We start from the raw sequence: 19754 nt of genomic DNA, 5'->3' as shown, positions 1-19754 counted from the left end.
TATGCCTGCGTTCAATTATAACGTATTTGCCCTGTCTTTGCAAGCTTACCGCCTGCGCTCACTCTTCTTTTTCAATTCCCAGATACGGAAGCACATCATCGAAAATCTCCCTCACGACCGGAGCTGCGATCGTTCCGCCATAATAGATTCCCTGGGGATCGTAAATGACACACATTCCCAGAACCTGCGGATCCTCGGCAGGAGCAAAACCGATAAAGGAAGAGATGTATTTATTGGCACTTCTTGGAAGCGTCTGAGATGTCGCTGTTTTCCCTCCGATGCTGTATCCTTCGATATAGGCATTTTTCCCGGAGCCTTCTGACACGACACTTTCCAGAATTTTCTGCATGGTCTTCGATGTTTTTTCCGAAACAATCCGTTTTCCCTGCTTATCGGAAAATGTCTTGATCGTCCTCCCTCTCTCACCGTCCTGTACCGATACCGCAAAGTGCGGTGTCACACGTTTTCCCCCGTTAATGAGCGAACTGACTGTCGCTGCCATCTGAACCGGCGTTACCTGGAACGACTGGCCAAAAGTCATGGTGGCAAGTTCCACCTCCCCGATATCTTCCAGCCGGTGCATGATTGTTCCTGCCTCTCCCGGGAGATCCACCCCGGTTTTTTCCATCAGGCCGAACTGCTCGAAATAATCGCAGAACCGCTCCGCTCCCAGTCTGAGCCCGATCTCCATAAAAACCGGATTACAGGAATTCTGCACTCCTTCCACGAATGTCTCCGCCCCGTGTCCTCCTACTTTGTGGCACCGGATTCTCCGATCCTCTACAATCTTATATCCAGGGCACACAAATGTATCATCCAGATCGACTACCCCTTCTTCCAGGCAGGCGCTGGAGGTGATGATCTTAAAGGTGGATCCCGGTTCATAGGTATCATTGATACACCCGTTTCTCCACATCTGATTCAGAAGTTCCTGCTTTTCTTCCTCCGAGGAGGCAGATACGCCTTCCGGCAGTTCAAACGGCTCATTCAGATTAAATTCCGGCCAGTTGACCATCGCATAGATCTCCCCGTTTTGCGGGTTCATCAGGATGATGGCCACTTTATCCGCCTGTTTTTCCTCCATCACCTTCTGTGCCATCTGCTGTGCGTATTTCTGGATATTATAATCGATGCTGATCTGAAGCGTATTTCCCGCTGACGGTTCAATCCGGTCTTCCGCTATACCTTCCAGTTCCACTCCTCTGGCATCTGTTGTCGAGAGAATTTTCCCGTTTTCTCCTTTCAGATAGTCTTCATATTTTACTTCCAGCCCGATGATTCCCTGGTTGTCTCCTCCGGTAAATCCAAGCACCTTGCTCGCCAGTTCTTCATATGGATAATACCGTTTAAAGTCTTCATCCACTTTGACCCCCGCCAGGTTCATCTCCCGGATCTTGTCTCCGGTCTCCTTTTCCACATTGGTCTTAATCCGTTCCATGGAGGATACCTTCTCCACCTTTTTCCGCACCTCGCTTTCCTCCAGTTCCAGAGTGCTGCTCAGCGCCCTGATTACTGCCTCGGGGTCTTCAATCTGACTGTGTATCACGGAAACCGTGCAGACAGTCTTGTTGGTAGCCAGCACCTTGCCGTTTCTGTCTACAATTTCCCCTCTTGCCGCTTTGATCTCCCGTTCTCTCTCATGAAGATCTTCCGCCTTTTTCTGATAATATTCCGCGTCCAAAATCATCAGATAGCAGAGCCTCCCGATCAGTCCAAGAATCATGACAGTGGCGGCAAGAAAGACAATCAGTATCTTCTTTTTATTATAGGTTTTGTTTTTCATCAAAAAACCTCACAGAAGTGATTGATATAACTTATTAATCCTTCTGTGAGGTTATTCTTTTTATTCTGTTTTTGTGATATTCAGATATGGAAATGCTTCTTCCATAATATCTGCTGCAAGGCCCGTTGCGAGATAACTTGCTGCCTGCTGCGCAAGATTCGGTTCGTCCACAATTACGTAGATCATGACCTCCGGATTTTCCTGCGGCGCATAGCCGATAAAGGAGTTCAGATTCTTTCCTTCACTTCTTGGCAGTTTTTCCGCTGTTCCCGTCTTTCCACCAATTGCATATCCTTCTACCTGGGCCGATGTTCCGCTTCCTTCCTGCACAACTCCATACATGTAGTCTTTCAGAATGTCACAGGTCTCCTGAGAAACCGTTTTTCTCGCCAGTACCGGTGTTTTTGTCTCCACTACATCTCCGTTGGCATTGCGGATCTCTTTGACAAGATACGGCTCATAATAGTTCCCGCCATTGATCAGTGAACAAAATCCGGCCGCAAGCTGTGTCATTGTCACATTAAAGTTCTGACCAAACGAGTTGGTTCCAAGGTCAATCGGCTGCATGTTGTCAGCCGAATAAAGAAGATTTGATGTATCTCCCTCTCCCGGAAGATCAATTCCGGTATATTCTCCAAACCCGAACAGATGCTGGTACCGGCAGAAATCGTCCGCACCAAGCACTTCAGCAATCTGCATCATACCAACATTGCATGAATTTTCCAAAACCTGCTTTAATGTTTCTGTCCCATGTCCGTTTCTTGCAATACAGGAAACCGGATTTGCCACTCCCTCATAGGAATAAGAACCGGTACAGACATACGTTTCATTTCCTGTCAGTTTTCCCGTCTCAAATCCTGCCGCCATTGTAAATGGTTTCATTGTAGATCCCGGCTCAAACGTGTCACTGACACAGAAGTTTCTCCAGAGCGCATTCAGAGTATCCAGACGTTCCTCATCCGTCATTGCCTCCTGCTCCTCCGTGGTATAGTACTCTGACAGATCCCTTGGATTATTCAGATCAAAATTCGGGTAACTCGCCTCAGCCAGAATGGCTCCCGTATTCGGATCCATGACGATGACGGCTGTATTTTTTGTCCCTTCTCCTTCATGGTCATTGTCCCGCAGACGCTCGTTCAATGCGAGAATATGTTTTTCGACGATCGCCTGGAGATTGGCGTCAATTGTTGTAACAATCGAATTGCCGTCCGTCGGGCTCTGTATTACACTTTCCGAACTTGATCCGGATGACAGATATCCGGTCCTCTTTCCGTCCGTTCCGTTTAATTCGCTGTTATAATATGCCTCCAGCCCGATCGTCCCAACATTTCCGGATGAGGTAAATCCGATCACATCGCTTGCCAGCGTTCCATAAGGATAAGTTCTTACATACGAATCTTCCAGTGTCACACACACAATATCGGCATTCTGATCCATCTGGCTCTGAAAGTCTCTTCCTGTCTCATAATCCACATTGGATTTCAGTATGACATATCTGCTGTCCGCCTGATCCTGCAGAATCTCCCGGAGCTCCGGCTCATCCAGTCCAAATGCACTTACAAGTGCCTCCACTGTAGCATTGATCCGTTTGTTCTGATATGTCGTTTTTGTTTCCAGAAGCCCTGCCACATCCAGAATCACATTGTAGGAGCGTTCACTTGTCGCAAGTGCCGTACCATTCGTATCCAGAATATCACCCCGTTTAAACGGGATCGTCTGACTTCCGCTTCGCATCTGGCTCATCACCTGTTTTTGGTATTCGTCTCCTTTTGTGAGATTTAAAGCCGCTGCCCTGCCTGTCAAAAAAACAAAAGCCAGTACGATTGCCGTAAACACTCCTACCAGCTTTATCTTCATTTTCTTTGGAAATTTTTTTGGAAAATGTCGGAATTCATTTCTTTTTTTTCTTTTTATCATGTAATTCCCCTTGTCAATATGCTGTTATTTATCCGATGCTTCCCCATCCTCCGGAATACTTTCATACTGTCTGATTTCATGAGTGCCTGCACTCTGATATTTCACGATCTGAGATGAATCCGCGTAGACCATTCCAAGTTCTTCAGCCCTTTCCCGGATTTCCTCCAGATTGACAGAGTTGGCAATATAGTTGTATTCCGATGTATTTTTTTCTTTCAGGCTGGTGATTTCCGTGCGAAGGCTTTCAATCTTTCTTGTTTGCTTATCCAGATCCGCCCGGACTCCCACATAATGGAAACAGACAAATAATGCCGCTGCCACTGCCCCGGCCAGAAATGTCACATATCCAAAGCCGAGTTTCATCGCTCTGCGCTGATTTTTCCTTGTCTGAGGACTCACCTGCTTTTCTTCTTCGTAACCATCTGTATTCTGCTCCACCTGTGTCTGTCTGACCCGGACAAGATTATCATACATATAGATGTCATTTCCCTGTTTTCTTTTCTTTCCTGCTGCCATACACGTTCCTTCTTTCTGTGTCTGGTATTTCCGTATTCCATCCCGTATCAGACATGTTCAAAAATACGGAGCTTTGCACTTTTTGATCTGCTGTTTTCCTCGGTTTCTGTTTCCCCCGGAAGGATCGGCTTTCTGGTGATGACCTTTCCTTTTGACTTCTTCCCGCATACACATACCGGAAAATGACTTGGACATGTACACGGATTTTCATTCCGTCGGAATGCTTCCTTTACAATCCGGTCTTCCAGTGAGTGGAAAGTGATAATACAGATCCTTCCTCCTGAATTTAATAAATCAATCATCTCATCCAAAGATTCCTTCAAAACTGTCAGTTCCTGATTCAGCTCAATCCGGATCGCCTGAAACGTCCTCTTGGCCGGATGTCCTGACATCTTCTGAAACTTCATTGGAATCGATGCTTTTATAATCTCTGTAAGCTCGCCAGTGGTTGTAATAGGACCTTTTTCCCTCGCCTGAACAATATGCTTTGCAATATTCTTCGCAAATTTGTCTTCTCCATAGTCCCGGATAATCCGAAAAAGGTCCATCTCACTGTATCCATTGACAATATCGGCAGCCGTCTTTGTCTGCCTCGTATCCATCCGCATATCGAGCGGTGCATCTTTTGTGTATGAGAATCCACGCTCTGCCGTATCCAGCTGGTAGGACGATACGCCCAGATCGAGGACAATCCCATCCACCTTGTCAATGCCTAATTCCCGGAGCCGCAGCTTCATATCACAATAATTGCTCCTTACTATTGTAACCTTCTCCCCGAAACTGCGAAGCCTGATCCCTGCCGCTTCAATCGCGGCGGCATCCTGGTCTATTCCGATAAAACTCCCCTTGTCGTTTAACCGCTTACACACTTCAAAAGCATGTCCGCCTCCACCAAGCGTTCCATCTACGTAAATGCCGTCTGGCTTGATGTTCAGACCATTTACGACCTCTTCCAACAATACTGATTTGTGTTCAAATGCCATGGCGTTCTCCTCCATCATATGATCTTAAATACTAAGGCCCAGATCTTCCATGTCACTTGCGATATCATCGATATCCGCTTCCACTTCTTCACTATGTGCATCCCAGGCTTTCTTGTCCCAGATTTCAATCTTGTCAAGGACACCTGCCAGAACTACTTCCTTTTCCAGTCCGGCATATGCTCTCAGGGCAGAAGAGATAAGTACTCGACCTTGTTTGTCAAGTTCACCATCGACAGCGCTTCCAAGAAAGAAACGTTTGAAGTCTCTGGCTTTTTTGTTTGTAAGTGGTAATTCCCGGAGTTTTTCCTCAAAGGCACTCCATTCGTCGTCCGGATACACAAATAAACAGCCGTCCATTCCCTTTGTTATCACGAAATGTTCTCCCAGACTTTCGCGAAACTTGGAAGGGATGATCAGGCGGCCTTTTGCATCAATACTATGATTGAATTCTCCGTTCAACATACAATCACCTTCTTCCAAAATGGGGATGGTCTCCACCATTTTGTACCACTTCTCTCCACTTTCTACCACTTGAAACCATTGTAAACCACACACCCTGCTTTTTCAAGTGTTTTTTCCAAAATGATTCTTAATAATTTCTTACAGGTTTTCACGTCTGTTAAGAGTCCTGCGGGCTTTTCCCGGAACAAAATAAAAGACAGTATGGATGAAACCATACTGCCTTTTCGCCTTTCATTACATAGGATCTTATTCCGTTTCTTCTGTGCCGCTCAGGCCATTAAGATATTCCTCAAACGCGGAATAATCAGCTGTCACACTTGCTCTCGGTCTGCTCTCTTCAATCTTCTGATATCCGGAAAATCCGATCCAGACAACAATCAGTACAATAATCACTGCCGCCAGAGCCGTCTTCAGACGGAACAGAAGCTTTTTCTTTTTCTCTTCCTTTTTTCTTTTTTCCCTGTTATTTTTATAAGAATCTGCTTTTGTCAGGCTCATATCTGTTACTCCTTTTGCACTCAACTGGTATACATGATAACACATTCACCATGCAAATACAAGTTTTGAATCCTGATTTCACATTTCTTACACAATCTCCGTCTGCATTATACGGCAATGATCACACCGCCATCATTGGCATACATACTGCTGACTCCTCTTGTATCGAGCACAATGACCTCTTTAAGCGGAATCCTCTTCTGGAGCATTTCCTTTACAAGCTCTGCCCGTGCCGGACAGTTGCAATGCGCAATACCGAGAATCTTTTCCTCCGGTTGGACAATCTCCTCCACCACGCGGTCCACCATTTTAACAAGTGCTTTGTTAATGCCTCTGGCCTGCCCATGCTGGATAATGATGCCCTGCTTTGTCGCCCCCATAACAGGCTTGATATTCAGCACCGATGCCGCCAGCGCTTTCAATCCGGTGAGTCTTCCGTTTTTTCTGAGGGTTTCCAGTGACTCCAGAACAAAATACGTATTCTGTCCGTCGATGTATGTCTCTACCGCATCGATAACCTCCTGAAAGGTCATCCCCTGCTCTTCACATTCCATAATCTTTTTTGCTATCAGCGTCTCTCCTACCGATGCAGACCGTGAGTTAAATACATAGATGTCTTTTTCGCCATACTCTTCCAGGAACAGGTTCTTTCCCAGCACAGCACTGTTGTAAGAGCCGCTCAGCTCTGCGGAAAGTGTCACCACATAAACCCGTTCGGCTTCTCCCTGAAATGCTTTCATATAGGACTCCGGAGATGGACAGGATGACTTTGGACATTCACTGCATTTTGCTACCCGCTCCAGAAAATCCGCCTGATCAAATGTCTCATCATCTACGACAAGATGTCCTCCGACATTCAATATCAGCGGAGCTGTAAAAATCTTTCCCGAATTTTTCATCTCAGGTGTCAGTTCTCCGCAGCTGTCTACAATCACTTTATAACTCATTTTTATTCCTCCCACATTCCATGGTGTGATTTTTGCATCTATAATATGTAGTTTTCAATACTACTTTATTCATCATAACACAAACCCGTGGGAAAGAAAAGATATTTTATCTGCGTATTTTAATTTTTCCCGATACATTCAGGACAATCCCCATTTCAATCATCAAAAACAACGCCGAAGTTCCTCCGTAACTGATAAACGGAAGCGTGATGCCGGTCGTTGGAATCACATTCAGAACAACAGCGACATTCAGAATAACCTGAATCGCGATGTGCGCGAACACCCCAGTCACAATAAGAGATCCGTAAAGATCCGGCGCATTCTGTGCAATAAACATCAGCCGGTAAAGAAGCATGCCAAACAATACCAGAACGACAATCAGGCCGAAGACTCCCAGTTCCTCGCAGATGATGGAAAGAATCATATCATTCTGCGGCTCCGGAATGACCATTTTCTGGGCGCTGTTTCCAAGACCTTTTCCAAAAAAGCCTCCGCTTCCGATTGCCAGAAGTCCCTGCATCGTCTGAAATGCTCCGCTCTGGGCATACTTTTCAGGATCTACCCAGGAAAGGATTCTCTGAAGCCGGAAATTGCCGCTGGACTCCAGAAGTCTTCCAAGGATCTGGCCTGCAATCAGCCCCCCGATTACAATTACAAAAAAAGCAATCGCAATTTTCTTCGTCCTTGGATACGTTACAAAAAAGATGACTGCTGCAATTCCAAATACGATAACCGCAGTACTCAGATTCTCCGTCAGGACGAATACACCTGCTGCGGCAAGTCCTCCATACAGAAAAATCCTGAACGCCCCTTTTTTCGTATAAGCCTCTTTTCCAAGAGAGCATATGATATAAGGGATAAACAAAATCACGGCGATTTTGGTCACCTCGGACGGCTGCAGCTGCTGCCTGAAAGGAAGCTGAATCCATCTTCTCGCCCCGTTTGCCTCAATTCCCAGCGGTGTCTGAACAAGCGCCATCAAAATAAAGGAAATCACATAAAGAGCCTTGGCGTATCTCGCATAAAGATGATAGTCAATCTTTGTCACCACGTACATCACGACAAGTCCCAGAGCGCTGATCATCAGCTGCCTTCTGAAATAGTACGTACCGTCCCCGTCATAGTCAATCTGCGCCGAATAATAGCTTGTACTATAAAGCATAATCAGTCCAAAACAAAGAAGAAAGATCAGCACAGCTACGAGCCCGTAATCAAAGTAGGAATATTCTACTTTACCTGTCATTTTCTTCTGGCGTATCATTCGTTTTCTTTTTAGTCTTTGACGTTGATCCATATCCATTCACTCCATATTTTTCATTTATACTGCCCCGATGATTTCTTATTATATCCGTATTGACGCGGAAAAACAACCTTCTCCCGGAAATGAATTGTAACTTTCACTTTGTTTTCCCATATGATAATCTTAGAAAAAAGATTGAAAGGAGTTTCAGAATGCAAAATTATTATCAGCGCCCTCCGTTCCGCCAGCCTTATAAGAATCAGGATCACACGGGAAAGAGCATCTGCGGCGCGAAAGAAAATCTGAAAAAAGAGTTTCCTGTTGCAATGGCTTATGTCCCGTGGCAGCGCTATATGGAACCTTACCCGGTTTGCAGGGCCTTTATACGGGGGACTATTTTCGAGGAGCTCGACAAACCGTTTCTTGGCAAAGGAGGCTGCTGTTCATGAAAAACTTTCCTTCACGAAAAGAGCTTTTAAACCATATTAACACTGTCAGCTTTGCTGTAAATGACATTCAGCTGTATCTCGACACACATCCGGATGACGAAGAAGCACTCGCCTTTTTTCACAAATATAAAGAGCAGCGTATCAAGGCGCTGGAAGAATATGCAGCATGTTATGGTCCTCTCACCATTGACAGTACGGACGAATCATGCGGGGACCGCTGGAACTGGATCAACGAACCATGGCCATGGCAGGAAGGAGGATGCTGATTTATGTGGAATTATGAAAAACGTCTTCAGTTTCCGGTAAAAATTTCAAAACCGGATCCAAAAGCGGCCCAGATTATCATCAGTCAGTTCGGAGGCCCTGACGGAGAGCTTGCAGCATCCATGCGCTACCTCTCTCAACGGTATACCATGCCTTACAAAGAGGTTACCGGAATTCTGACCGATATCGGAACCGAAGAATCCGCTCCGATTTCTTATTTCTTTTTTGTCTTTCTTTGTCTTTTTCCGTCTAAAAATGTCGTATTTATATTTCCCGGCTTTTCTATATTATAATAGAACATTATGGTGTTGTCTCAGATGTAAGAGAAAGGAGAATCATGGAAAATCTTTCGCAGCTGATTCACAGGCTGGGTATCAATGCCACTTACCGCGGGTATCACTACCTCTACAGAGCAGTCATTCTTGCCCTGTCCAATGAAGAGTATCTTCTTTCCATCACAAAAAAGCTGTATCTTGATATCGCTTCTTATTATCATACTCCGGTAAGTAATGTAGAACGAAACCTCCGTACAGTAATCACGATTTGCTGGGAACGTGGAAACAGAGAGTTTTTAAGTCAGATTGCCTCCTATCCTCTTGGCTTTAAACCTTCTGCCGGAGAATTCATTGATATCCTTGTTGCTTATTGCCAGGAACATAACATCAGACATTGATCCGGTTACATATTGTTCATGCTTTTTTCAAATCAGAAACATATTTTTTTCATATTCTTCCTGTATATTAAAACACATAGAAAGCAAAACCTTTCTAAGTAAACAATTTTCTTTTTCATAATTCAGCCGGTACATTTTGTACCGGCACTCCTCATTTTTGGACCTCTTTTTCATATCTTCTCTTTTTTATTCATAAATTTCTACAAAACAGTTAACAGGATGATTTTTTTGTCTTATTGCATGTATCTTAGAAAATCCCGAAAAGATCTGGAAATGGAGCGTCTTCACCCGGGGAGCACACTTCTCCGGCATGAATCCGTTCTGAGATCCCTTGCCGACTCCATGTCTCTCCCCGTCCTGAAAATCTACCGGGAAGTCGGATCCGGAGATACGATCTCCGGCCGTCCCGTAATGAAACAGCTGCTTTCCGAGGTAGAACAGGGAAAGTGGGAAGGTGTCCTGGTTATGGAAATTGAACGTCTGGCAAGAGGCGACTCTATCGATCAGGGGATCGTAACACGGACTTTTCAGTACAGCGGCACGCGGATTATAACCCCGTACAAAATCTACGAACCGGAAAATGATTTTGATCTGGAGTATTTTGAATTCAGTCTCTTCATGTCCCGCAGAGAGTATAAAACAATCAACCGGCGGATGCAGGCCGGAAGGCTCGCCAGTATCAAAGAGGGAAAATACGTCGGGAATATTGCCCCGTACGGATATGACCGTATTCGTCTTCCTGACCGGAAAGGTTTTACACTCTGCCCGAATCACGAATCTCCTGCTGTCCGTCTGATTTTTTCTCTTTACGGCGAAAATTCCTTCACTATTTCCGAAGTTGTCGGTGAACTGAACCGTTCCCGCACTTACCATCCCCGGAAAGCCCCTGTATTTACCTATTCCTCCGTTCACGATATACTGGATAATCCTGTCTATATCGGGAAACTTCGCTGGAATTACCGGAAGACTTCGCCAAAACTGAAGGATGGAATTCTTACTGCACACCGGCCAAGGCAGAACGACTATCTCATTGTCCAGGGTCTTCATCCCGCCCTGATCTCCGAAGACCTGTTTTTTACTGTTCAAAAGCGTCTTCATCCTTATTCGGAGCAGAAGAACTCGCCCATATGGAAATGATCTGTGCCATTGTCCATCAGCTGACAAGAAACCTGTCCCCGGAAGAAATTGAGCGTTCCGGATTTGCCACATATTATGTGGACCATACACTGGCTCTCTGGCCTCAGGCCGCAAGCGGAATGCCATGGACCGCCACTGTATTCCAGTCCAAAGGGGATCCGATCACAGATCTTCACGAAAACCTTGCAGCAGAGCAAAAAGCCCGTACAACTTATGATAACATTCTCCGTCTGATCGATGATCCGGATATCATCGCCCCGATCCGTTTCTTAAGAGAACGCGAAATTGTTCATTATCAACGTTTCGGCGAATCACTCCGCATTGTAACCGACCATCTCGACAGTAAGAACTTCTATGCGTTCAACCCTGAATTTGACAATCCGGCCTGCCGATCCTGACCGGGGGCATGGTGCCGGAAGCATTTTTCTCTCAAAAAAACGGGAGTGTGTTGTTTACACACTCCCGTCTCCATACCAGCCGGAGGCACCTTGTTATTTCATCAGCTTTTTAATCGTCTCACACAGTTCGTCTACACATTCTACATTCCCTTCCTGGATATCCTTCACCACACAGGAATGAATATGTTCAGAAAGGAGTGTTTTATTAAATCCATTCAACGCTGCCTGAATGGCCTGAACCTGAACAAGAATATCAATACAGTACCGGTCCTCTTCCAGCATCTTTTTAACTCCACGCACCTGTCCCTCTATTCGGCTCAGGCGGTTGACCAGATCCCGGTATTCTTTTCCTTCCCTGTGTTTTTTCTTCTCTTCTTCCATCCTGTTTCCTCCGCTTCTTTTCATTCGGCCTGCTTTTTTCTCCGGATCAGTCCTGCAATTATACCCTGACCCGGTATATAATCATACTACATTGCAGATGACCGTTTGTCAAGTAGCTCTCCTTTATTTCGGACGCGAAAAAACGCCGGCATTACTCTGGCGGCGTCTCTTCCTTTTAGCTTAACTGTTCTGTCAACGTGACATCCACTTCTTTTTCGTTGTATTCTCCCTGACCTGCCGGGAACTGTACCGTCAATGTCACGGTCTCGCCAATTCTGTAGTAACTCAGCTGTTCCTGAAGGCTTTCCATATTGTTGATACCGGATCCTTCTATACCGGTGATAATACAGCCTTTGGTAATTCCTGCTTTTTCTGCTCCTCCATTTTCCATTACTCTGGAAACATAAACACCTTCCGGCATTCCAAACTGTTCCGAACTCTGAGAATCTACATTTGTACCTTCGATGCCGATATATCCTCTCTGAGCTTCCGGAACCTGCGTTCTCGTCTCTTTATTCATCAGACCGGTAATGATATCTGTCACATCGGAAATTGGAATCGCATATCCCATACCTTCTACAGCTGAGGCATTTACTTTCACCGTATTGATTCCAATTACTTCTCCCCGGATATTAAGAAGCGCGCCTCCACTGTTTCCCGGATTGATCGCGGCATTTGTCTGGATCAGTTTGCTGTCAAATCCCTCCATCTCGATCTCTCTGTCCTTGGCACTGACAATTCCGTTTGTCACGGACTGTCCATATCCAAGCGCATTTCCGATTGCAATGACTTCTTCTCCAACCTGAAGTTCATCAGAGTTTCCCAGTACGGCAACTTTAATACCATTCTTTGTTTCATCGCCGATCTGACGGATCGGAACAGCTACCACCGCCAGATCTTTTGTGGAGTCTGTCCCTTTGACACTTGCCTCCACACTTGTTTCATCATTGAACGTGACTGTCAGTGTTGTACTTCCCTCCACTACATGATTATTTGTAACAATCATCAGTTCCGAATTATTTTGACCGACAATAATACCGGAGCCGACACTTGTCTGTGTTTGTTCTCTTGTTCCTCCGAAGAAATCCTGTACCTGCTGTACACTCATATTCTGAATGGAAACAACAAACGGCATGGAATTGGCTGCGATCTGTGTGATATCAGATCCCTGCAGCTCTTCCCCCGAATCCTCCTGTGTCTGTACTGTCTGTACCTGTGCCGAATTCTGTGAACTTCCGTTTCCGGTTCCAAGTATTCTTCCCGATATATAATTTACACCCTGAAAAGTAAGACCTCCGACAACCCCAAACAGGACAGCAAGGCCCGCAACTTTCCCTACAACAGCCTTATTTACTTTCTTCTTCGGTCTTTTCGGGTTCTCGTTCGAAAACGATCCGTTCCCGGACGGTTCCGGCCCCGGATTGTAATATTCATACTCTTGATTCATAACATTTATCCCCTTTCCAACAGGTTACCCATTACTTTTTCTTTCCGATAGTCAGTCTATCGAAAAAATGTGTATAATTTGTGATCAATTCATAAAAAAAGGCTGAATTCCCATTTTGCGGAAATTCAGCCTTTTCTCTATTCGACTGTTACAGATTTTGCAAGATTTCTCGGCTTATCCACATCACAGCCCCGTCCGACTGCCACATAATAGCCAAACAGCTGCAGTGGAATGATGGCAAGAGAATTTGTAAAATACTTGTTGGTCTTCGGAATATAGATCACATAATCTGCCGCTTTTTCCACATCGATATGCCCCTCATTGGTAACCGCCATGACAAAAGCTCCTCTTGTCTTGACTTCTTCGATGTTGCTGATCATCTTCTTGTACAGATTTTCCTGCGTCAGAAGCGCTGTGACAAGTGTTCCGTCTTCAATCAGAGAGATCGTTCCATGTTTCAGCTCGCCGGCTGCATATGCTTCGGAATGAATGTACGATACTTCTTTCAGCTTTAATGACCCTTCCATGGAAATCGCGTAGTCAATGCCTCTGCCTATGAAGAAAATACTTTTTGCCGCCAGATAACGGTTGGCAAATTTCTGAATCCTGTCTTTGTTGTTCAAAAGCATCTCAACCTGAGCCGGAAGCTTCTTCAGATCCTCAATCATCTCCGCAAGTTCGCCTTCCGAAATCGTTCCTCTTACATGCGCAAACTTCATTGCCAGAAGATAAAGCGCAATCAGCTGGCAGGAGTAAGCTTTCGTTGTTGCAACTGCAATCTCAGGTCCCGCCCATGTATACATTACGTTGTCAGCCTCCCGGGCAATGGAACTTCCTACCACATTTACAATTCCAAGTACCTTGCAGCCTTTTTCTTTTGCCTCTCTCAGTGCGGCCAGAGAATCGGCCGTCTCTCCGGACTGGCTGATTACAATAACAAGTGTCCCATCTGTCAGAATCGGATCACGGTACCGGAACTCGGACGCCAGATCTACTTCTACCGGAATTCTTGCCATTCCTTCAAAAATGTATTTGCTTGTCATTCCCGTATGGTACGCGGATCCACATGCCACAATCACAATTTTCTTTACTGCGCGGATTGCCTCATCATCCATTCCAAGCTCTTCGATTTCGATCCTGCCATCTTTGATCCTCGGAGAAAAGGTGTCAGCGATCGCTTTCGGCTGTTCGTACATCTCCTTCAGCATGAAATGTTCGTATCCGCCTTTTTCCGCCGCGTTCGCATCCCAGTCAATATGGACCGGCTCTTTTTTCAATGGTTCTTCATCTACCGTGAAAAACTCCATATTTTGTTCGGTAAGCCTTACAATTTCCTCATTTTCAATGAAATAAACATCTCTTGTATATTTTAATACTGCCGGCACATCAGAAGCAATAATACTTCCTCCGTCCGTATGTCCGACAATCAGCGGACTGTCCTTGCGGACCGCATATAACTCATTCGGATGATCTTTAAAGATAATTCCAAGGGCATAGGAACCTTCCATCCGGTGCATAATCTTTGTCACTGCTTCCAGCGGATTTCCTCTATAGTAATAATCCAGAAGATGTGCAATGACCTCGGTATCTGTCTCTGATACAAACCGGTATCCTTTACTTTCAAGTTTCTTTTTCAGCTTCAGGTAATTCTCTATAATTCCGTTATGTACAACTACAATTGTCTCTTCACTGTTCAAATGCGGATGTGCATTTGTATCGGACGGTGACCCGTGTGTCGCCCAGCGTGTATGTCCGATCCCCAGTGTACCCGGAAGCATCCTGCCATCATGTGTCAGTTCACTCAATACCTTAAGTCTTCCTTTCGTCTTTGCAACATTGATAGATTCTCCATCAAAAACTGCAATTCCTGCAGAATCATATCCTCTGTATTCCAGCTTTGACAGTCCGTCCAGCAGAATCGGTGCAGCCTCTTCTTTTCCAATATATCCAACTATTCCACACATATTTCTCCTCCATTTTGCACAATCAACCGTTTTTTTTATACTTTTGTATCACGTGCACTATTTTATCATCTTCCGGAATAGATGTAAAGCATTATTTTGTTCCTTCCACGTCCGAAAATTACACCAAAACACAAAACAGCAGGAAAAATCCTGCTGTTTTTGTATCTTGACAATTTCCTACAGATCAATAAAGTCTATGGAAAAATCATCGTCATCATCATTATTCTGCTCGTTGTTCTTTTTACTACGTCTGGATTTTTTAGACGGCTTTGTATCTTCATAATCCTCTTCAAAGTCATCGTAATCCGAATCATAGTCACTGTCTTCATCGGACTCTTCTTCATCCTCGTAATCGTCTTCGAAGTCCTCATAGTCGTCGTCATAATCCTCAAACTCTTCGTCTTCGGACTCGTCATACTCCTCGAAGTCTTCGTCACCGTACTGCTCAAATTCATCGAACTGCTCTTCAGGCATCTGAATCTCCGGAAGATTTTCCGCGCTCTCTCTGCTCTCGCTTCTGCGCTCCGATCCTCCCGGTCCGTCGGAACCTTTTTTCTTTGTCAGTTCATCCAGTTCATCATACACATCATCCAGCTCCAGATTTCTGCGGTGAAGCTTCACTGCCAGAATAATAATCAAGAGAAGCAGAACAAGGAATGCAAATCCGGCTCCGATCATCACTACATCCACATGATCCTGTACAAACGTCGAAACTCTTCCGAAAATACCGCTGTCGGAATTTGTACCTGAAGCCGTTGTTGTTACATCATCACCGTAGTACTGATATGTCTGATCGGTAGAATCATAACGGTAAAGCGCACGGTCTCCGGATGCATTCAGCGCGTTCATCAGATAGTATCTGCTGTTTTTGCTGTCCTGCCATGCCGGCAGTGTCTGTGTATCGGAGATATCCAGCTCTACTTCCTGATATCTTGCCGGAAGTGTCACATCTCCTCTGTCACCGAGCAGAATCAGTGTACTGCCGGAAGTCAATGTCACAATCTGAATCGGGGAAGCTGTATTATCTTCGGAATTATAAAGGAAAAACGCTCCGTCATTGTTTCCGTCAAGAAGATAGACCAGCTGTGCACTGCCGTTTTCCTGTGAAGCTCCCGTAACTGTCTCTCCGCCAACTGTAATATCTGCGGAAACAAATCCGGCCGGAAGCTCACTGTCAGGGTAGCTGCTTGCAACTGTGTATTCCGTATCATTGACTGTCAGGGTAACTCCGCTCGCCTGGGCAGTAGTAGAGGAAGATGCAGCCGTTCCGTCTCCTTCTACGATCTGAACATCTGAATATCCCGGAGGATCAAGCAGGTTCAGCGTATCGCCGTTCGCGTCCGTAACTTCCGCGCTCTCCTGTTCCAGTCTGGTCTCACCCTGGAGCAAAGCCTCAAACTGCATGTCAAAATCGAGCCGGCTTCCGTCTACAGATCCGGAGTAAACAAGCGTCCCGTCTCCCTGATCTGTCACATTATCATCTCCGCCCACATACCTCATGGCTGTGCTGTCGTAACTCATCGTAAGATCGACCTGGCTGAGATTTCCGTCACGATTCACCACGCTTCCTGTTATGGTGAAAGTCTCACCGACACTGATTCCCTCCAGATCTGTAAAGAAAATCAGCCCATCCGCCGCGTTTACAGCCAGACTGGCACATGGTACTACCAAACATACTGCCAGCAGCATGGCTGCCAATCGTTTCATCAATTTCATATTTGTACCTCTTCTTTCGTCTCAGATTTTATTTACATACATAAGATTATGATACACGTTTTATTATAAAATGTCCAGAAATTCTCTTATCAATTCCCTTACATTTTCCTTAACTTTCTATTGCTCCATTCCCGCAATTAATCTTGCATACATTTCTCTGAGTCCAAACTCGGGTTTCCATCCAAGCCCGCGGAGTTTTCCTGCGTCCAGATGCATTTTCACATCAGGGGCATAGCCGAATGTTCTTGCGTCTTCCGGTATATCAAAAACAACCTTTGATTTCCCTCCTCCGAATTCTTCTGCCACCATTTTTGCCATATCTGCAATGGTAGTTGTCGTCTCCTCGTTGCAGATATTATACGCCTGACCGTTTTCCCCTTTACAGAGAAGAAGTGCGAGAGCCCTGATCACGTCTGTCGTATAACAGTAGTTTCCGTTTGATTTACCTTCTGTATGAAGTACGATATCCTCGCCCTTTACCGCGCTTCTTGCGAACTGGGCGTAGACACGGTTGTCACTTTTCAGCACACCCGCTCCGAATGTCTGGGCAAGTCTGGCAATCCGTACCGGAACTTTGTATTCATCCGCATAGGCAGCACAGAGACATTCTGAAATCCGTTTCCCTTCCGAATAGCTGCTCCGCACATTCAGAACATCAATATACCCCAGATCCTCTTCGGTCACTCTCTCAAGTGAAGGATCCGGCCTCCCGTACATTTCCATTGATGACAGATAGACCATTCCTTTGCACTGTTTCTCCTTTGCAAGTTCCAGAACATGTTTTGTTCCCCGGTAGGATGTCTCAATGGTCTCCACCGGCTGATCCACAAAAAGCTTGGAAGTTGTAACGCTTGCAGTATGGAGAATATAATCAATGTCATCCGGAACTTCAAGCGGTTTTCTCAGATCTCCTTCTACCAATTCCAGATGAGGATTCGTCAGGGCCGCCTCAAATACTTCCTCCGCTTTTTTTCTATTCCGGATCATTCCAATGACAGAAATCTTTGTATCATGCGTTTCGTTGTATCTCAAACATGCTTTTACCGTAAGCGAGCCGATCAGTCCTGTGGCTCCGGTAATCAGAATCCTGCTTCCGGCCAGTTGTTGAAAAAATGGATCTTCTGTGATCCGTTCCATATCTTCCCGAATGATCTGATTCATGATATTCCCTCCGTTTCAAACTCCAAAAAGCTGTGAATTTTCATCCGCTTCAATTAATGCCTTAAACGTATAATAATCCATCGGCGTAGTGATTTTAATATTCTCCATCGGTCCTTCTACAAGATGAAGATCGCTTCCGTAAAAGGACATCATAGATGCCGAATCAATAAATTCTCTTCCTTCTTCTTTCGCCTGTTGATGCCTTTTCAGAATTTCATCCAGATAAAAGCACTGCGGAGCTCTTGCCAGCATACAGTCTGAACGCTCAATGATCTGCTCAACTGTTTTTTTATCACTTGATCTGAAAATTGTCTCAATTGCCGGAGCTGTAGTAATCGCACTCCTGGTTTCCACAACTTTCTGTATACAGTTTGAAATCAGCTCCTTGTTTATTAAAGGTCTGACTCCATCGTGGATCAGGACAATTGCCCTGTCCCCGTCCGCAATTTCCCCGGCGGCACAAAGTCCATGGTAAATGGACTGCTGCCCGGTTTCTCCACCCGGCACAATTTTTTTCACTTTGTCAAGATGATACTTCTCTGTCAGATCTTTTAAAAAAGGAATCCAGTCTTCCACACAGGCAACCGCGATTCCGTCGATTTCACTGTGATTCTGAAAATGCTCCAGTGTATATACGATAATTTCTTTTCCATACAGCCTTAAAAACTGTTTCGGAAGGGCCTTGCTGTTCATTCTTCTGCCGATTCCTCCGGCAAACACTACTGCAATATGTTTCATCTTTCTACCGCACCTTTCCTATCTTTTTCCAAGCCGTTTTTTCAAAAATATAAATCTGACATATACTTTGGAAATACTCAGAAGCGCACTGTATCTGCCCTTTACGAACAGACGGACAACTCCTTTTTTGGTCAGCGGCAGATTCTGATCGGCTCCCTTTTTCTGCACGTCATGGAATACCTTGCTCTTTTTGAGTTTCCGCATAAATGCTGCCACTTCTTCCTGAGACATATCATTGTCTTTTCTGCTGAGCAGCATCAGAAATTCAATCAGATATTCCGCTGATCTTCTGATCCAGTCCGAATGAAAATCGTCACTTTCTTTCAGATGCTGGAACAGACCGTATTCCGCTTCTGCCGACAGCAGTCCGGAATAAAGCATGTTCCGGTTGAATTTCTTGAATGTGCTGTGTTCAAAACGCTGGAAATACCGGTAGCCTATATGCGGATTCAGCACCTGTCTCCGTGCAAGCCTGAAGATCTCATAATTGAGTACACGGTCTTCGAATCCGCATTTGATTTCTGTATTGAATTTCAGATGATGCTCCTGCCACCAGCTTCTTCTGTACATTCCATTCCAGATATAACTGAAATAGCGTTCTTTATCCGCAATGGCATAATACCTGGCAGCCTTACTCTGATCGAATACTCTTAACTTTTTGAATACATTCGCACGTTTTTCCACGTATCCGCTTTCAAAAGATTCTTCAATGCTGCATCCGTATTTCACAACATCTGCGTCATATTTTTTTGCAAGCGCATAATTCTCCGACAGCACATGGTCTGCCAGTTCATCATCATTATCAATAAAAACCAGGTACTCTCCTCCGGCGTGCTCCACCGCGAAATTTCTCGTGGCACAGATTCCTTCATTTTCCTTATGAAATACCCGTACTCTCGGATCATCCTGATACCGGTCACAGATGTTTCCACTGTTGTCTTTTGACCCGTCGTCCACAAGAAGCAGTTCCATCTCTTCTATATCCTGATTCAAAACACTTTTGATTGCGGTCTCCAGATATTCTTCGGAGTTATACACCGGCATGATCACACTGACTTGTATTCTGCTCATTTTCTTTCC

General features: G+C 45.1%; 19 protein-coding genes and 2 pseudogenes. 6 read left to right on the top strand and 15 right to left on the bottom strand.

From position 1 onward, the window contains the following. Nucleotides 1-58: 58 nt before the first annotated feature. The 8 genes from FGQ85_RS00520 to FGQ85_RS00485 form a co-directional block, all read right to left on the bottom strand. On the bottom strand, nucleotides 59-1783 hold the full coding sequence (locus FGQ85_RS00520; RefSeq protein ID WP_138372396.1) for a penicillin-binding transpeptidase domain-containing protein: 1725 nt from the start codon (nucleotides 1781-1783) through the stop codon (nucleotides 59-61). Nucleotides 1784-1843: 60 nt separating this feature from the next. Next, nucleotides 1844-3700, bottom strand: coding sequence for a penicillin-binding protein 2 (locus FGQ85_RS00515; RefSeq protein ID WP_138372395.1), 1857 nt, complete (start codon nucleotides 3698-3700; stop codon nucleotides 1844-1846). Between the two features lie 24 nt (nucleotides 3701-3724). After that, nucleotides 3725-4216 carry a LapA family protein gene (locus tag FGQ85_RS00510; protein ID WP_138372394.1) on the bottom strand — a complete coding sequence of 164 codons (492 nt, stop codon included), beginning with the start codon at nucleotides 4214-4216 and terminating at the stop codon, nucleotides 3725-3727. Nucleotides 4217-4263: 47 nt separating this feature from the next. Beyond that, nucleotides 4264-5199, bottom strand: a complete 936-nt coding sequence (rsmH, locus tag FGQ85_RS00505) for a 16S rRNA (cytosine(1402)-N(4))-methyltransferase RsmH (RefSeq protein WP_087252554.1) — start codon at nucleotides 5197-5199, stop codon at nucleotides 4264-4266. 24 nt (nucleotides 5200-5223) lie between these two features. After that, nucleotides 5224-5661: a division/cell wall cluster transcriptional repressor MraZ gene (mraZ, locus tag FGQ85_RS00500; protein WP_087168376.1), complete on the bottom strand. Its 438-nt coding sequence runs from the start codon at nucleotides 5659-5661 to the stop codon at nucleotides 5224-5226. Between the two features lie 246 nt (nucleotides 5662-5907). Then, nucleotides 5908-6159 (bottom strand): hypothetical protein, encoded by a 252-nt coding sequence (locus FGQ85_RS00495; RefSeq protein ID WP_087168333.1) that lies wholly within the window; start codon nucleotides 6157-6159, stop codon nucleotides 5908-5910. A 107-nt stretch (nucleotides 6160-6266) separates the two neighbouring features. Continuing rightward, nucleotides 6267-7106: a DegV family protein gene (locus FGQ85_RS00490; RefSeq protein ID WP_087168334.1), complete on the bottom strand. Its 840-nt coding sequence runs from the start codon at nucleotides 7104-7106 to the stop codon at nucleotides 6267-6269. 106 nt (nucleotides 7107-7212) lie between these two features. After that, on the bottom strand, nucleotides 7213-8400 hold the full coding sequence (locus FGQ85_RS00485; protein WP_087252551.1) for a putative peptidoglycan glycosyltransferase FtsW: 1188 nt from the start codon (nucleotides 8398-8400) through the stop codon (nucleotides 7213-7215). 158 nt (nucleotides 8401-8558) lie between these two features. Here FGQ85_RS00485 and FGQ85_RS00480 point away from each other — a divergent pair, with 158 nt between their 5' ends. The 6 genes and pseudogenes from FGQ85_RS00480 to FGQ85_RS00455 all read left to right on the top strand — a co-directional run. Continuing rightward, nucleotides 8559-8795 carry a spore coat associated protein CotJA gene (locus FGQ85_RS00480; protein WP_087168336.1) on the top strand — a complete coding sequence of 79 codons (237 nt, stop codon included), beginning with the start codon at nucleotides 8559-8561 and terminating at the stop codon, nucleotides 8793-8795. Then, complete coding sequence (locus FGQ85_RS00475; protein ID WP_087252550.1) at nucleotides 8792-9061, top strand: spore coat protein CotJB; 270 nt, start codon at nucleotides 8792-8794, stop codon at nucleotides 9059-9061. The genes FGQ85_RS00480 and FGQ85_RS00475 overlap by 4 nt, the downstream gene beginning before the upstream one ends. Nucleotides 9062-9064: 3 nt before the next feature. Next, nucleotides 9065-9271: pseudogene (locus tag FGQ85_RS00470) on the top strand (manganese catalase family protein); the annotation flags it as partial. A 125-nt stretch (nucleotides 9272-9396) separates the two neighbouring features. Then, on the top strand, nucleotides 9397-9732 hold the full coding sequence (locus FGQ85_RS00465) for a sporulation initiation factor Spo0A C-terminal domain-containing protein (protein WP_087168339.1): 336 nt from the start codon (nucleotides 9397-9399) through the stop codon (nucleotides 9730-9732). Nucleotides 9733-9951: 219 nt separating this feature from the next. Continuing rightward, nucleotides 9952-10869, top strand: a complete 918-nt coding sequence (locus FGQ85_RS18245; protein ID WP_138372393.1) for a recombinase family protein — start codon at nucleotides 9952-9954, stop codon at nucleotides 10867-10869. After that, nucleotides 10839-11267 (top strand): annotated as a pseudogene (locus tag FGQ85_RS00455) (manganese catalase family protein); the annotation flags it as partial. The gene FGQ85_RS18245 and the pseudogene FGQ85_RS00455, both read left to right, overlap by 31 nt. A 93-nt stretch (nucleotides 11268-11360) precedes the next feature. On the opposite strand, the gene FGQ85_RS00450 reads toward FGQ85_RS00455, so the two are convergent. The 7 genes from FGQ85_RS00450 to FGQ85_RS00420 form a co-directional block, all read right to left on the bottom strand. Continuing rightward, entirely contained in the window at nucleotides 11361-11648 is a 288-nt protein-coding gene (locus tag FGQ85_RS00450) for a metal-sensing transcriptional repressor (RefSeq protein ID WP_087168377.1), read from the bottom strand. Nucleotides 11649-11823: 175 nt separating this feature from the next. Further along, a complete protein-coding gene (locus tag FGQ85_RS00445; protein ID WP_087252547.1) occupies nucleotides 11824-13095 on the bottom strand; it encodes a trypsin-like peptidase domain-containing protein in 1272 nt (423 codons plus the stop codon). Nucleotides 13096-13232: 137 nt separating this feature from the next. Continuing rightward, entirely contained in the window at nucleotides 13233-15059 is a 1827-nt protein-coding gene (gene glmS / locus FGQ85_RS00440) for a glutamine--fructose-6-phosphate transaminase (isomerizing) (protein ID WP_118635803.1), read from the bottom strand. A 177-nt stretch (nucleotides 15060-15236) separates the two neighbouring features. Further along, complete coding sequence (locus FGQ85_RS00435) at nucleotides 15237-16775, bottom strand: cohesin domain-containing protein (RefSeq protein WP_138372392.1); 1539 nt, start codon at nucleotides 16773-16775, stop codon at nucleotides 15237-15239. 117 nt (nucleotides 16776-16892) lie between these two features. Continuing rightward, on the bottom strand, nucleotides 16893-17936 hold the full coding sequence (locus FGQ85_RS00430) for an NAD-dependent epimerase/dehydratase family protein (RefSeq protein WP_087252545.1): 1044 nt from the start codon (nucleotides 17934-17936) through the stop codon (nucleotides 16893-16895). Nucleotides 17937-17951: 15 nt separating this feature from the next. Continuing rightward, complete coding sequence (locus tag FGQ85_RS00425) at nucleotides 17952-18674, bottom strand: IspD/TarI family cytidylyltransferase (protein WP_138372391.1); 723 nt, start codon at nucleotides 18672-18674, stop codon at nucleotides 17952-17954. A gap of 18 nt (nucleotides 18675-18692) precedes the next feature. Continuing rightward, nucleotides 18693-19745: a glycosyltransferase family 2 protein gene (locus FGQ85_RS00420; RefSeq protein WP_087252543.1), complete on the bottom strand. Its 1053-nt coding sequence runs from the start codon at nucleotides 19743-19745 to the stop codon at nucleotides 18693-18695. Nucleotides 19746-19754: the final 9 nt, after the last annotated feature.

The sequence above is a fragment of the Pseudoflavonifractor sp. BSD2780061688st1 E11 genome (assembly GCF_005844125.1).
Taxonomy (GTDB): Bacteria; Bacillota; Clostridia; order Lachnospirales; family Lachnospiraceae; genus Sellimonas; species Sellimonas catena.
The sequence above is the reverse complement of the archived record's forward strand: the minus strand, read 5'-3'. Positions and strand labels throughout refer to the sequence as shown.